11 protein-coding genes are annotated in these 13,521 nt (G+C 67.3%); 5 read left to right on the forward strand and 6 right to left on the reverse strand.

What is annotated here, in order from left to right:
- Positions 1-3: 3 nt before the first annotated feature.
- The 3 genes from NI25_RS13630 to NI25_RS13640 are packed head-to-tail and all read right to left on the reverse strand — an operon-like array spanning position 4 to position 3,548.
- Positions 4-984, reverse strand: a complete 981-nt coding sequence (locus tag NI25_RS13630; protein ID WP_061442706.1) for an ABC transporter permease — start codon at positions 982-984, stop codon at positions 4-6.
- Positions 977-1,900 carry an ABC transporter permease gene (locus NI25_RS13635; protein ID WP_061442707.1) on the reverse strand — a complete coding sequence of 308 codons (924 nt, stop codon included), beginning with the start codon at positions 1,898-1,900 and terminating at the stop codon, positions 977-979. Before NI25_RS13635 ends, NI25_RS13630 begins: the two co-directional genes overlap by 8 nt.
- A gap of 13 nt (positions 1,901-1,913) precedes the next feature.
- Positions 1,914-3,548: a peptide ABC transporter substrate-binding protein gene (locus NI25_RS13640; protein ID WP_061442708.1), complete on the reverse strand. Its 1,635-nt coding sequence runs from the start codon at positions 3,546-3,548 to the stop codon at positions 1,914-1,916.
- 514 nt (positions 3,549-4,062) lie between these two features.
- Here NI25_RS13640 and NI25_RS13645 point away from each other — a divergent pair.
- The 5 genes from NI25_RS13645 (at position 4,063) to NI25_RS13665 (ending at position 10,194) form a co-directional block, all read left to right on the forward strand.
- A complete protein-coding gene (locus tag NI25_RS13645; RefSeq protein ID WP_206209713.1) occupies positions 4,063-5,091 on the forward strand; it encodes an ABC transporter permease in 1,029 nt (342 codons plus the stop codon).
- A gap of 78 nt (positions 5,092-5,169) precedes the next feature.
- On the forward strand, positions 5,170-6,933 hold the full coding sequence (locus tag NI25_RS13650; RefSeq protein ID WP_061446912.1) for an ABC transporter substrate-binding protein: 1,764 nt from the start codon (positions 5,170-5,172) through the stop codon (positions 6,931-6,933).
- Positions 6,934-7,038: 105 nt separating this feature from the next.
- Positions 7,039-8,019 (forward strand): ABC transporter permease, encoded by a 981-nt coding sequence (locus NI25_RS13655; protein ID WP_061442710.1) that lies wholly within the window; start codon positions 7,039-7,041, stop codon positions 8,017-8,019.
- A 70-nt stretch (positions 8,020-8,089) separates the two neighbouring features.
- Entirely contained in the window at positions 8,090-9,127 is a 1,038-nt protein-coding gene (locus NI25_RS13660; protein WP_061442711.1) for an ABC transporter ATP-binding protein, read from the forward strand.
- Between the two features lie 26 nt (positions 9,128-9,153).
- Positions 9,154-10,194, forward strand: a complete 1,041-nt coding sequence (locus NI25_RS13665; protein WP_061442712.1) for an ABC transporter ATP-binding protein — start codon at positions 9,154-9,156, stop codon at positions 10,192-10,194.
- A 141-nt stretch (positions 10,195-10,335) separates the two neighbouring features.
- On the opposite strand, the gene NI25_RS13670 is transcribed toward NI25_RS13665, so the two are convergent.
- The 3 genes from NI25_RS13670 to NI25_RS13680 are packed head-to-tail and all read right to left on the reverse strand — an operon-like array spanning position 10,336 to position 13,512.
- Positions 10,336-11,451 (reverse strand): ABC transporter ATP-binding protein, encoded by a 1,116-nt coding sequence (locus NI25_RS13670; protein ID WP_061442713.1) that lies wholly within the window; start codon positions 11,449-11,451, stop codon positions 10,336-10,338.
- Between the two features lie 12 nt (positions 11,452-11,463).
- Complete coding sequence (locus tag NI25_RS13675) at positions 11,464-12,525, reverse strand: ABC transporter ATP-binding protein (protein WP_061442714.1); 1,062 nt, start codon at positions 12,523-12,525, stop codon at positions 11,464-11,466.
- 9 nt (positions 12,526-12,534) lie between these two features.
- Positions 12,535-13,512 (reverse strand): ABC transporter permease, encoded by a 978-nt coding sequence (locus NI25_RS13680; RefSeq protein WP_061442715.1) that lies wholly within the window; start codon positions 13,510-13,512, stop codon positions 12,535-12,537.
- Positions 13,513-13,521: the final 9 nt, after the last annotated feature.

Consider the following 13,521-nt stretch of genomic DNA (forward strand, 5'->3'; position numbering starts at 1 on the left):
CGCTCACCTCAGCTTCGGGTCGAGGGCGTCGCGCACCGCGTCGCCGAGCATGATGAACGCGAGGACGGTGATGGCGAGGGCTCCGGAGGGCCAGAGCAGGGCGTGCGGGGCGTTGCGCACGTAGGGGGCGGCGGAGGAGATGTCGATGCCCCAGGAGACGCTGGGCGGCTTGAGGCCGACGCCGAGGAAGGACAGGGTCGCCTCCAGGGAGATGTAGGTGCCGAGCGCGATGGTCGCGACGACGATGACGGGGGCGACGGCGTTGGGCGCGATGTGGCGCAGCAGGAGGCGGGAGTTGGAGGCGCCCAGCGCCCGGGCCGCCTGGACGTAGTCGTTCTGCTTGGCGGTGATGACGGAGCCGCGGGCGATGCGGGAGATCTGCGGCCAGCCGAGCAGCACGATGAAGCCGATGACGGGCCAGACGGTGTTGCTGGTGATGACGGAGAGCAGCACGAGACCGCCGAGGACGACCGGGATCGCGAAGAAGATGTCGGTGATGCGGGACAGGACGGCGTCCCCGGCGCCGCCGAAGAATCCGGCGAGGCCGCCGAGGACGCTGCCGAGGACGGCGACGCCGAGGGTGGCGAGGATGCCGACCGCCACCGAGGTGCGGGCGCCGTAGACGGTGCGGGTGTAGACGTCGCAGCCCTGGCCGTTGAAGCCGAACGGGTGGCCGGGCTGGGAGCCCTCCTGGGCCTTGGCCAGGTCGCACTTGAGCGGGCTGCCGGAGGCGATCAGGGACGGCCACAGGGAGATGACGATCAGGAAGAGGATCACCAGGGCCGAGATGATGAAGACGGGGTTGCGGCGCAGGTCGTGCCAGGCGTCGGACCACAGGCTCCGCGGCTTCTCGCGCGGGTCGGCGCCGTCGGGGCCCGGCGGCTGCTCCAGCGTGACCGCCTCGCTGGCGCCGAGGTCCATCGTGCCGCCCATGCCGGTGCCGGCGACGGCGCGTTCGGGCTCGTAGGGTTCCTGATCAGGCATAGCGGATCCTCGGGTCGAGTACGGCGTACAGGAGGTCGACGACGAGGTTGGCGACGAGGAAGACGAGGACCAGGACGGTGACGAAGCCGACCACGGTCTGGGTGTTCTGGCGCAGGATGCCCTGGTAGAGCTGGTAGCCGACGCCGTGGATGTTGAAGATCCGCTCGGTGACGATGGCGCCGCCCATCAGGGCGCCGATGTCGGTGCCGATGAAGGTGACGACGGGGATGAGGGAGTTGCGCAGCAGGTGCCGGGTGATGACCCGGTGCCGGGGCAGGCCCTTGGCGATGGCGGTGCGGACGTAGTCGGAGCGCCGGTTCTCCGCGATGGAGGTGCGGGTCAGCCGGGTGACGTACGCCAGCGAGACCGAGGCGAGGACCAGGCCGGGGACGATCAGCTCGCCGAAGGCCGCCTCGGAGGAGACGGCCGGGTCGATCCAGCCCCACTTGACGCCGAGCAGCAGCTGGAGCAGCAGGCCGGTGACGAAGGTGGGGACGGAGATGACGACGAGGGTGAGGAGGAGTACGCCGGTGTCGACGGGGCGGCCGCGGCGCAGGCCGGTGACGACGCCGAGGACGATCCCCACGATGATCTCGAAGAGGATCGCGACGATGGTCAGCCGGATGGTGACCGGGAACGCCGTGCCCATCAGCTCGGTGACCGGCTGGCCGTTGAAGGCGGTGCCGAAGTCGCCGGTGAAGACGTTGCCCATGTAGGTGGCGTACTGCTGCCACACGGGCTGGTCGAGGCCGAACTCGTGCCGCAGCTGCGCGGCCGTCGCCGGATCGCACTCCCGGTCGCCGCACAGCCCCGCGATGGGGTCGCCCATCACGTTGACCATCAGGAAGATCAGCAGCGTGGCCCCGATGAAGACCGGGATCATCTGGAGCAGCCGCCGGACGACGTAGCGTCCCATGGAGCCCGCCCCCTCAGCCGACCTTGATCTCGTTGTAGACCGGGACGCTGAACGGGTTGAGCTTGACGTTGGAGAGCCGGTCCGAGTAGCCGGCGCTGCCGTTCTGGTACCAGAGCGGGATGGCGGCCATGTTGTCCCGGACGACCTCCTCGGCCTGCTGGAAGGTCTTGACGGCCTCGGCGGTGTCGGTCTGGCCGTTGGCCTTGTCGACCAGGTCGTCGAACTTCTGGTTGGACCACTTGCCGTCGTTGGAGGAGGCGTTGGTGTAGTAGAGCGGCTGGAGGAAGTTCTGGATGAGGGGGTAGTCCATCTGCCAGCCGGCGCGGAAGGGGCCGCTCATCTTCTGGTCGGTGATCTGGTTGCGGAAGTCCGCGAAGGTGCCGACCGGGTTGCCGGCGCAGGCGCGGTCGTTGTCCAGGGCGTTGTTGATGGAGTTGCAGACCGCGTCCACCCACTGCTTGTGGGAGCCGGTGTCCGCGTTGTACGTGATCTTGACCTGGCCGCCGGGGAGTCCGCCGCCCTCCTTGACCAGCTTCTTGGCCTCTTCGGGGTTGTACTCGCAGGCGTCGCCGCACAGGCCCGGCTTGTAGCCGCCGTCCTTGCCGAGGACCGGCGAGGTCCAGTCGGTGGCCGGGGTGCGGGTCTGCTGGAAGATCGTGTCGGTGATCTGTTTGCGGTCGATGGCCATGGACAGGCCCTTGCGGACCTTCTCGGAGCCCGACTTGTTCCAGTCGTCGTCGTAGAACGGGAAGGCGAGGGTCTGGATGATGCCGGCGGGCGTGTTGATGTACCGGTCGCCGAGGTCGTTCTTGACGTTCTTGAGCTGGGAGGCGGGCACGTCGTCGACGAGGTCGAGGTTGCCCGCGATCAGGTCGGTGTAGGCGGTGTTGTTGTCCGTGTAGACCTTGAGGTCCACGCCGCCGTTCTGCGCCTTGTCCGGGCCGGGGTAGTCGTCCCACTTGCGCAGGGACATCTGCGAGCCTCGGGTGTAGTTGTCGACCTGGTACGGGCCGTTGCCGACGGGCTTCTTCAGCCAGGCGTCGTGGTCGTCGAAGAACGCCTTGGGCAGCGGTGCGAAGGCCGGGTAGCCGAGGGTGTCGGGGAACGTGGAGAACTTCTGGCTGAGCTTGATGGTGAAGGTGCGGGGGCCGGTCACCTTCAGCCCGGAGAGCGTGTCGGCGCTCTGCGAGCCGCTCTCGGGGTGCACCTTGTCGTAGCCGTCGATGTAGGCGAAGAAGTAGGCGTTGCGCTGGTTGTTCTTCAGGCTCGCGCCGTAGTTCCAGGCGTCCACGAAGGACTGGGCGGTGACCTTCTCGCCGTTGCTGAAGGTCCAGCCGTCCTTGACGGTGACGGTGAAGTTCTGCGAGTCGGAGGTCTCGATCTTCTCGGCGAGCATGTTCTGGGCCTCGCCGCTCTCGGGGTCGTACTTCTTCAGCCCCCGGAAGATCATGTCGAGGACCTTGCCGCCCTGCACCTCGTTGGTGTTGGCCGGCTCCAGCGGGTTCTGGGGGTCGCCCCAGGAGGAGCTGAGCACTCCGCCGCCGTCCCCGCCGCTGCCGCCGTCCCCGCCCCCGCCGCCGCAGGCCGTCGCCGCGAGGACTACCGCCGCCGCGCAAGCGGCCCATTTGGCGTGCGTGGCTCCGCGCATGGAGTGCCTCCTCGTGCCCTGACTCGTCCGGCTCGTTCGCTGACTCGTCCGCTGATCCATTACCGGTCAGCATCAGGGCAAAAGGTGCACCTCGCACACGCATACCTCCCTTTGGAGGAACCCGACACCCGCGGTGCGGCGGTCGGGGCGCCGACGAAAGCCGGTCCGCTCCGCCGCCGTAAAGGATCTTGAACGGTCGACGCAACGGATCTTCACCTTCCGATACGAAACCGTTGGATTACGAACCTCCGGTGTACGCATTCCGACCACTCCACGTCCGCATAACGAACGCCTTGCCCGATTTGCGAATTTAGCCCGATGTAAAGCACGGATCGATCACGAGGCGCTACACGCGTAACTACGGAATGACCAAGGCAGGGTAAAGAAGGTAAAGAGAAAGTCAACTCGAGTCAGTTTTTATTGACCTTGAACGAATTGCGTTGAAAAAGTCCGGCGTAGCCCGTAGGGGGACGCCCTGCGGAGTCATCAGACCCTCCTCTGGGCCAGGAGCACCATGACCCCCCCAACTCCATCAGCGGCCGCCCCGCTCGAGGTGACCGACGAAACCGTCGACAAGTCACCCACGCCCGCCACCCCCAAGGGCAGCGAGAGCCGTTCGCCGGGCCGACTGGCCTGGAAGCGCTTCAAGCGCGACCGCACGGGCGTCATATCGGCGTGCATCGTGATCTTCTTCTTCGTGATCGCGCTCGCGGCGCCCCTCATCGCCAAGCTGTACGGCAAGGACCCGTACACCACGTACGCCAGCCAGCGACCCGAACTGCTCGACGCCTTCTCCTACCCGGCCGGCCCCAACGGCGGTATGAGCTCGGAGTTCTGGTTCGGCATCGAGCCGCAGCTCGGCCGGGACGTGTTCACCTTCCTGCTCTACGGCATCCGGACCTCGCTGGGTCTCGCGCTGGCCGCCACGGTGGTCACGGCCATCCTCGGCGTCGTCATCGGCACCACGGCGGGCTACCTCGGCGGCAAGACGGACTACTTCGTCGGCCGGGTCATCGACATTCTGCTGTCGTTCCCGTCCACGCTGTTCTTCATCGCGTTCATGCCGGTCATCTACGGCCTGTTCGTCGCACCGGACGAGAACATTCCGACCTCTCTGCGCGCCATCTCCCTCATCATCGTGCTGTCCGGCTTCGGCTGGGCCTCCCTCGCCCGACTGCTGCGCGGTCAGGTACTCGGGCTGCGCGAGCGGGAGTTCGTGGAGGCCGCGAAGGTCACGGGAGCGTCTCCTTGGCGCATCGTCTTCAAGGAACTGCTGCCGAACCTCTGGACTCCGATCATCATCCAGACCACGCTGATGCTGCCGATGTTCGTCACCGCGGAGGCGGGACTGGCATTCCTCGGCGTCGGCATGATCGACCCGACGCCGGACTGGGGCGTCATGATCCAGCGCGGCGCCCAGTTCTACACCGAGGACCTCACCTTCATGCTCTTCCCGGGCCTTTCCATGGTGATCTTCGTCCTCGCCTTCAACCTGCTCGGCGACTCGGTGCGCGACGCGCTCGACCCGAAGACCAAGCGCTGATCCGTTCTGTCCCCGGTCCGTACACAGGAGTCCGGCCGGCCATCTCCGTCCCGTATGACCACCCTTGGTAGGTTCACCATGGCTTTCTCCCGCAGAAACTTCCTCATAGCGACCGGTGTCGTCGCGGCCTCCTCCTCGGTCCTGACCGCCTGTGGCGGCAGTGACAACAAGGGTGGCGGCGGCAAGAGCGAGGCCCCGAAGGTCTCCGGCTCCAAGGCCGTCGAGATCCTGGTCGGCACGAAGGCCGACTCCACCGGTCCGGCGCCCGAGGTCAAGGGCGCGGTGAAGGGCGGGATCGTCCACTCGCTCGACCAGTTCGACATGGACCACATGGACCCGGCGCAGATCTACGTCTCCACCGAGGGCGCCATCACCGTGCCGATCATGCGCGGTCTGACCGGCTACAAGCTCGACGACAAGGGCGGCTGCACCCTGGTCGGCGACGTCGCCACCGACGCCGGCACGGTGAAGGACGGCGGCAAGACCTGGTCGTTCACCATCAAGGACGGCGTGAAGTGGGAGGACGGCTCCGACCTCTCCATGGACGACGTCCGCCACACCTTCGAGCGCCTCTTCGCCGACTTCGTCACCGAGGGCCCGCGCTACGTGCAGCAGTTCCTCGTCGGCGGCGACAAGTACAAGGGCCCGTACGAGGGCAAGCACCTCGACTCCATCGAGATCGACGGCAAGACCATCACCTTCCGCCTCAACGAGCCCCGCGCCGACTTCAACTTCACGCTGGCCATGCGCGGCTTCTCCCTCGTGCCCAAGGCGAAGGACACCAAGCAGAAGTACGACCAGCGCCCGTTCTCCTGCGGTCCCTACAAGATCAAGGAGCGCAGCGTCGGCAAGTCCCTGACCTACGTGCGCAACGAGCACTGGGACCCGAAGACGGACGCGATCCGCAACGCCTACCCGGACGAGTACCGCTTCCGGTTCGGCTACCAGCCGCTGGCCGCCACCGACCGCTTCATCGCCGACTCGGGCGAGGACCAGCAGGCCATGGCGATCTTCAACGAGGTCGCGCCGGAGCGCATCGCCAAGGTGCTCACCGACCCGAACCTGAAGAAGCGCGTCCTCACCGCGGTCGACACGGTCACCTACTACTGGCCGATCAACACCACCCGCATCAAGGACGTCAAGGTCCGTCAGGCCATCAACTGGGCCTGGCCGCACCAGCAGCTGCAGACGATCCGCGGCGGCGCCTCCTCCAGCGAGCTCGCCACCACGATCCTCAGCCCGGTGACCCCCGGCTACCAGGACTTCGACCTGTACGGCGTCGAGAAGAAGCCCGGCGGCGACCCGGAGAAGGCCAAGGCGCTGCTGAAGGAGGCCGGCAAGGTCGGCCAGAAGCTGGTCATCGCGTACCAGACCTCGGACAACGCGCTGAAGCAGGCCGTCGCGATCAAGAACGCCCTGGAGGCGGCGGGCTTCAAGGTCGTCAACAAGCAGCTCGACAAGTCGACCTTCTACACGCAGATCGGCAAGATCGACAACGGCTACGACCTGTTCGCGGCCGGCTGGAGCCCGGACTGGCCGAACGGCTACTCGGTCTTCTACCCGTGCTGGAGCGGCGAGAACATCGGCAACGGCCGCAGCAACTACGCCCAGCTGGACGACCCCAGCGTGAACAAGGCGATCAACGCCGCGTCCAAGATCGAGGACGCGGAGGAGGCCAACAAGGCCTGGGGCGCCATCGACCGCCAGATCATGGAGCTCGCGGCGGTCGTGCCGGACTACCACTCGATCCGCAACTGGATGTACGGATCGAAGATCGGCAACGTCGTGTTCGACTACGGCAACACCTGCATCGCGCTCTGCAAGCTCTACGTCAAGAAGTAAGCGCGCAGACGCACAGGGGGGCGGCCACCACCCTTATGGCCGCCCCCCTGAGGCCCACCCCCCTCTCACCCCGGCGACGGCGCCCCGTCCGGAAAGTCACGCCCCATGTTCCGCTTCCTAGTCCGCCGAGTCTTCGGTGCGTTGGTCATCCTGCTGATCATCAGCGCCATCACCTTCTGGCTCTTCTACGCCGTACCGCGCGACCCCGCCATGATGTCCTGCGGCAAGAACTGCACGCCGGAGAACCTTGAGCAGATCCGGAAGAACCTGGGCATCGACGAGTCGATCGTCATGCAGTACTGGCACTGGCTCTCCGGCATCTTCGCGGGCCGCGACTACGCCGGCTACGGCTACTGCGACGCGCCGTGCCTCGGCTACTCGTTCGCCAACAGCCAGCCCGTCTACGGCACGATCATGGACCGGCTGCCGCTGACCCTCTCGCTCGCCTTCGGTGCGGCCGTCTTCTTCCTGATCATCGGCATCGGCGCCGGCATGCTCGCGGCCTCGAAGCAGGGCAAGTTCCTGGACAAGTTCGCCAGCTCCGTGTCGCTGCTCGGCTCCTCGCTGCAGATCTACTTCGTCGGCTACATCGCGATGTTCTTCCTGGTCGGTGAGCTCGGCATCCTCAGCCAGCCGTCGTACACGCCGCTGACCGACGACCCGGTCGCCTGGGTGTCCGGCCTGCTGCTGCCCTGGCTGGTGCTGTCGATCATCTTCACCGCCAACTACACCCGTATGACGCGCTCCCAGATGGTGGAGCAGCTCAGCGAGGACTACGTGCGCACCGCGCGGGCCAAGGGCCTGTCGAAGCGCAACGTCTTCTTCCGCTTCGCCTGGCGCGGCGCGATGGGCCCGATCGTCACCATCTTCGGCGTCGACCTCGGTGTCCTGATCGGCGGCGCCATCATCACCGAGACGACCTTCAGCCTCCAGGGCATCGGCCGGCTCGCGATCGAGTCCGTGTTCAAGAGCGACCTGCCCATGCTGCTCGGCGTCACCGTGCTGGCGGCCGGCGCCATCGTGATCTTCAACATCATCGTCGACGCGGTCTACGCCCTCATCGACCCGCGGATCCGGCTCGCCTGACCTCCGCCGTAGTCGCCACCTCCCACCGCCCCACCCGGCTACCCCCCGCATCACCTCCTGGAGCGTCCCCGTGACGAGCACCGAACAGCAGCCCTTCCTCTCCGTCAGGGACCTGAAGGTCCACTTCTCCACCGAGGACGGCATCGTCAAGGCCGTCGACGGGCTCTCCTTCGACCTCGCCAAGGGCAAGACGCTCGGCATCGTCGGCGAATCGGGCTCCGGCAAGTCGGTCACCAACCTGACGATCCTGGGCCTGCACGACCGGGACCACACCTCGATCGAGGGCGAGATCCTCCTCGACGACAAGGACCTCCTCACCGCCACCGAGCGGGAGCTGGAGCGGTTGCGCGGCAACAAGATGGCCATGATCTTCCAGGACGCGCTGGCCTCGCTGTCGCCGTACCACACCATCGGCAAGCAGATCGGCGAGACGTACCGCAAGCACACCGGCGCCTCCAAGAAGGAGGCCCGGGCGCGGGCGATCGAGATGCTGCGCCGGGTGGGCATCCCGCAGCCGGAGGTCCGGGTGGACGACTACCCGCACCAGTTCTCCGGCGGTATGCGCCAGCGCGCGATGATCGCCATGGCCCTGGTCTGCGACCCCGAGCTGCTCATCGCGGACGAGCCGACCACGGCCCTCGACGTGACGGTCCAGGCGCAGATCATGGACCTGCTCAAGGACCTCCAGCAGGAGTTCGGCACCGCCATCGTCTTCATCACCCACGACCTCGGCGTCATCGCCGACATCGCGGACGACGTCCTGGTGATGTACGGCGGCCGGTGCGTGGAGCGCGGGACGAAGGAAGAGGTGCTGCGCGACCCGCAGCACCCCTACACACTGGGGCTGATGAGCTCCATGCCGAGCCTGGACGGACCGGTCGACGTGCCGCTGGAGCCGATTCCCGGCTCGCCGCCCTCGCTGCTCAACCCGCCCACCGGTTGCCGGTTCCACCCGCGGTGCGCCTTCGTCGAGAAGGTCGGGGGCGGGCTGTGCTCCTCGGAGCAGCCGGTGCTCGCGGTCCTCGACGGCCGCGGGTCCGCCTGCCACCTGCCCAAGGAGCAGCGCAAGGAGCTGTTCGCCGAATCTGCCGCAATCCGGCACAACTGACGTACAAGAGACAGGACTTCACCATCATGAGCAACGCGGAAACGCTCCTGGACGTCAGCGGCCTGACCAAGCACTTCCCGATCAAGGGCGGCTTCCCGATCTCCCGCACGGTCGGTGCGGTCCGGGCCGTGGACGGCCTCGACTTCACGGTGGGCGCGGGCGAGAGCCTGGGTCTGGTCGGCGAGTCCGGGTGCGGCAAGTCGACAACCGGCCGGCTGATCACGCGCCTGCTGGAGCCCACCGGCGGCAAGGTTCTCTACAAGGGCCAGGACATCACGCACGCGGGGCGCCGGGCGCTCGCGCCGATCCGGTCCGAGATCCAGATGATCTTCCAGGACCCGTACGCGTCCCTCAACCCGCGCCAGACGGTCGGCAAGATCATCTCCGGTCCGATGGAGATCAACAACATCAACCCGGCCGGCGGCCGCGAGAAGCGCGTGCGCGAGCTGCTGGAGATCGTGGGTCTCAACCCCGAGCACTTCAACCGCTTCCCGCACGAGTTCTCCGGCGGCCAGCGCCAGCGCATCGGTGTGGCCCGGGCCCTGGCCCTCGACCCGAAGCTGATCGTGGCCGACGAGCCGGTCTCCGCGCTCGACGTGTCCATCCAGGCCCAGGTCGTCAACCTGCTGCAGAAGGTGCAGCGGGAACTGGGCATCGCGTTCGTCTTCATCGCCCACGACCTCGCGGTCGTACGCCACTTCTCGCAGCGCGTCGCGGTCATGTACCTGGGTAAGATCATGGAGATCGCCGATCGCGACGACCTCTACGACAACCCGCGTCACCCCTACACGCGCGCCCTGCTCTCCGCCGTGCCCGAGGCCACGGTGGAGGACACGCCCCGCGAGCGCATCCGGCTCGTCGGCGACGTGCCCTCGCCGATCAACCCGCCGTCGGGCTGCCGCTTCCGCACCCGCTGCTGGAAGGCGACGGAGAAGTGTGCGTCCGAGGCTCCGCCGCTGGTCCAGGTGGAGGGCAACAAGGCCGGGCACCTGACCGCGTGTCACTACCCCGAGACGGATGACGTACCCTCTCCCCGTCTCACCAAGAGCCCCGGGGCGGCCGCCTGACAACACCCCTTTTCTGTCGGCACCGCCCCCGGAAGGGATCGTCCAAGGCCCATTGACCCGAGCCCGGACCGTCCGCTTCCAGGGAACCGAGGGCCCGCGCCTCCCCGGCGCGGGCCCTCGGTCTGTCCCGCTGCGGCGGTGTCAGTCCTTGCCCGGGTCCTCCAGCGCGGTGAGCGCCGGGTCCAGGACGATGTCCTCGTCGCGGGCCGCGGTCGTCGGCTCCTCCGGGAAGTGGCAGGCGGTCAGGTGGCCCTCGTGGTTGCCTTCGAGGCGGACCAGGGGAGGCACCTCGTTCGCGCACTTGTCCTGCGCCTTCCAGCAGCGGGTGCGGAAGCGGCAGCCGGAGGGCGGCATGATCGGTGAGGGGACGTCGCCGGCGAGGCGGATGCGCTCGCGGTCCTCCGGCTCGTCGACCGTCGACACCTCGGGCACCGCCGACAGCAGGGCGTGGGTGTAGGGGTGCCGGGGCCTGCTGTAGATGGAGACCCGGTCGCCGACCTCGACCACCTTGCCGAGGTACATGACGGCGACGCGCTGCGAGAAGTGCCGTACGACGGCCAGGTCGTGGGCGATGAAGAGGAAGGCGATGCCGAGTTCCTGCTGCACCTTCTGCAGCAGGTTGACGACCTGGGCCTGGATGGACACGTCGAGCGCGGAGACCGGCTCGTCGGCCACGATCAGCTTCGGGTTGAGGGCCAGGGCCCGGGCCACACCGATGCGCTGGCGCTGGCCGCCGGAGAACTCGTGCGGGAAGCGGTTGAAGTGCTCGGGGTTGAGACCGACGAGTTCGAGCAGCTCGCGGACCTTCTTGTCCCGCCCGCCCTTCGGGTCGATCCCGTTGACCTCCATGGGCGACTTGATGATCGTTCCGACGGTCTGCCGGGGGTTCAGCGAGGAGTACGGGTCCTGGAAGATCATCTGGATCTCGGACCGGACGGGCGCCAGCTGCCTGCGCGAGGCGTGGCTGATGTCCCGGCCGGCGTACTCGATCTTCCCGCCGGTCGGTTCCAGGAGCCGGGTGATGAGCCGGCCCGTGGTGGACTTGCCGCAGCCCGACTCGCCCACCAGGCCGACGCTCTCGCCCGCGCCGACGGTCAGGTCGACGTCGTCCACGGCCTGGACGGCGCCGACCTTGCGTTTGATCGGGAAGCCCCCGTAGACCGGGAAGTGCTTGGTCAGACCCTGGACCTTCAGCAGTACCTCGGGCGACGCGGAGGCCGGGCCCTGCTGTGCGGGAAGGGTGAGTTCGTCGCTCATGTCTCGGTCTCCCTAGCGCAGCCGGGGCTGGATCTTGTCGATGAAGATGGTCTGCTTCTGCTGCGCCGTCAGGTGGCAGGCCGCGGCGCGTCCCTCGCCGAGTGGGGGGCGCACCGTGGCGCACCGGTCGCCGCCCACCTCGCCCGAGAACGCGCAGCGCGGGTGGAAGGGGCAGCCGGACGGCGGGGTGAGCATGCTGGGCGGCGATCCCGGGATCGGGCTGAGCGGTTGGTCGAGGCTGCCGCCCAGGCGCGGCATCGAACTCAGCAGGCCCCAGGTGTAGGGGTGCCGCGGGCTGCGCAGCACCTCGGCGGCGCTGCCGCGCTCCACGGCCCGTCCCGCGTACATCACGAGCAGGTCGTCGGCCATGTCGGAGATGACGCCGAGGTCGTGGGTGATGAAGACGATGGCCGAGCCGAACTCCTGTTGCAGGTCCTTGAGCAGGTCCAGGATCTGCGCCTGGACGGTCACGTCCAGGGCGGTGGTCGGCTCGTCGGCGATCAACAGGTCGGGGTCGCAGACCAGGGCCATGGCGATCATGGCGCGCTGGCGCATACCGCCGGAGAACTGGTGCGGGTAGTCGTCCACCCGGGACCGCGGCTGCGGGATGCCGACCTTGGTCAGCATCTCGATCGCCCGTGCCCGCGCTTCCTTCTTGGAGGCGCCGGTGTGCTTCATGTACGGCTCGGCGATCTGCCGGCCCACCGTGTAGTACGGCGACAGCGCGGTCAGGGGGTCCTGGAAGATCATGGCGACCTTGTTGCCGCGGAGCTTCTCCAGCTCCTTCTCGGTCGCCGTGACCAGTTCCTTGCCGTCGAGGACGATCTCGCCGTCGACCGTGGTCGTCTTGGGGTTGTGCAGGCCGAGCACGGTGAGGTTGGTGACGGACTTGCCGGAGCCCGACTCCCCCACGATGCCGAGGGTCCGGCCGCGCTCGACGTCGAAGGACAGGCCGTCGACCGCCTTGACGATGCCGTCCTCGGTGGAGAACCGCACCCGGAGGTCGCGGACCGAGAAGAAGGACTCCGGCCCGGTGGGGGCCGGCGTGCCTTCGGTCCTGGTCGAAGTGGTCACGGATTTCTCCTAGCTGAGCCGCACGCGCGGGTCGATGTAGGCGTAGGCGAGGTCCACGACGATGTTCAGGATCAGGATGAAGAAGGCCCCGAACAGCATGACGCCCATCGTCACCGGCAGGTCCTTGGTCAGCGACGAGTCGACCGCGAGCCGGCCGATGCCGGCGAGGTCGAAGGTGAACTCCGTGACCACCGCCCCGGACAGCAGCGCGCTGAGGTCCACGCCGAGAATGGTGACGATCGGGATCAGCGAACCGCGCCAGGCGTAGCGGAAGAAGACGTAGCGCTGCTTCATTCCCTTGGCCCGTGCGGTGCGGACGTGCTCCTCCTGAAGCTGTTCGATCATGGTCGAGCGCGCCATACGGGTGTACTGGGCGGTGAAGATGGTGGCCATCACGCACCAGGGGATGATCATGCCGACCATCCAGGCGATCGGGTTCTCCGTGAACGGCTCGTACCTCGGGTTGTCCATGATCCCCGACTGGTAGACGAAGATGCCGAGGACGATCGGGCCGAGGAAGTAGATCTGGAACGAGCTGAGGACGATCGAGGCACCGCTGACGGCCTTGTCCACGACGGTGCCGCGCTTCCAGGCGGCCAGCAGACCCGAGCCGAGGCCCAGGAACAGGAAGATGACCAGTCCGCCGAGCGTCAGGGAGAGGGTGAGCGGGAACCGGTCCAGGATCGAGTCCCAGACGAACTCTCCGGTGTCGAAGGACACCCCCAGGCACGGCGCGGAGCAGTGCCCCTGGCTGAAGTCCCGGCCGTTCACGATGCCCGCCATGAACTCCCAGAACTGGGAGGTGATGGGCTTGTCGAGACCGAGGTTCTCGCGGATCACTTCGATGTTCTGCGGGGTGCAGTTTCGGCCGCAGGACAGCTCGGCGAAGTCCTGCGGGATCGTATAGAACAGGAAGAAGGTGAAGGCGCCGATCAGGAAGATGATCACACATGCGCCGATCAACCTGCGAACGAGGAACTGAAGCATGGCAGGTGG

The sequence above is a fragment of the Streptomyces sp. CCM_MD2014 genome, from assembly GCF_000772045.1.
Classification (GTDB): Bacteria; Actinomycetota; Actinomycetes; order Streptomycetales; family Streptomycetaceae; genus Streptomyces; species Streptomyces salinarius.

Excerpts from the sequence above, each read along its gene's own strand:
- NI25_RS13635 (WP_061442707.1), bottom strand. The coding sequence starts at position 1,900 with ATGGGACGCTACGTCGTCCGGCGGCTGCTCCAGATGATCCCGGTCTTC.
- NI25_RS13680 (WP_061442715.1), bottom strand. The coding sequence starts at position 13,512 with ATGCTTCAGTTCCTCGTTCGCAGGTTGATCGGCGCATGTGTGATCATC.
- NI25_RS13670 (WP_061442713.1), bottom strand. The coding sequence starts at position 11,451 with ATGAGCGACGAACTCACCCTTCCCGCACAGCAGGGCCCGGCCTCCGCG.
- NI25_RS13630 (WP_061442706.1), bottom strand. The coding sequence starts at position 984 with ATGCCTGATCAGGAACCCTACGAGCCCGAACGCGCCGTCGCCGGCACC.
- NI25_RS13665 (WP_061442712.1), top strand. The coding sequence starts at position 9,154 with ATGAGCAACGCGGAAACGCTCCTGGACGTCAGCGGCCTGACCAAGCAC.
- NI25_RS13655 (WP_061442710.1), top strand. The coding sequence starts at position 7,039 with ATGTTCCGCTTCCTAGTCCGCCGAGTCTTCGGTGCGTTGGTCATCCTG.
- NI25_RS13650 (WP_061446912.1), top strand. The coding sequence starts at position 5,170 with ATGGCTTTCTCCCGCAGAAACTTCCTCATAGCGACCGGTGTCGTCGCG.
- NI25_RS13640 (WP_061442708.1), bottom strand. The coding sequence starts at position 3,548 with ATGCGCGGAGCCACGCACGCCAAATGGGCCGCTTGCGCGGCGGCGGTA.
- NI25_RS13645 (WP_206209713.1), top strand. The coding sequence starts at position 4,063 with ATGACCCCCCCAACTCCATCAGCGGCCGCCCCGCTCGAGGTGACCGAC.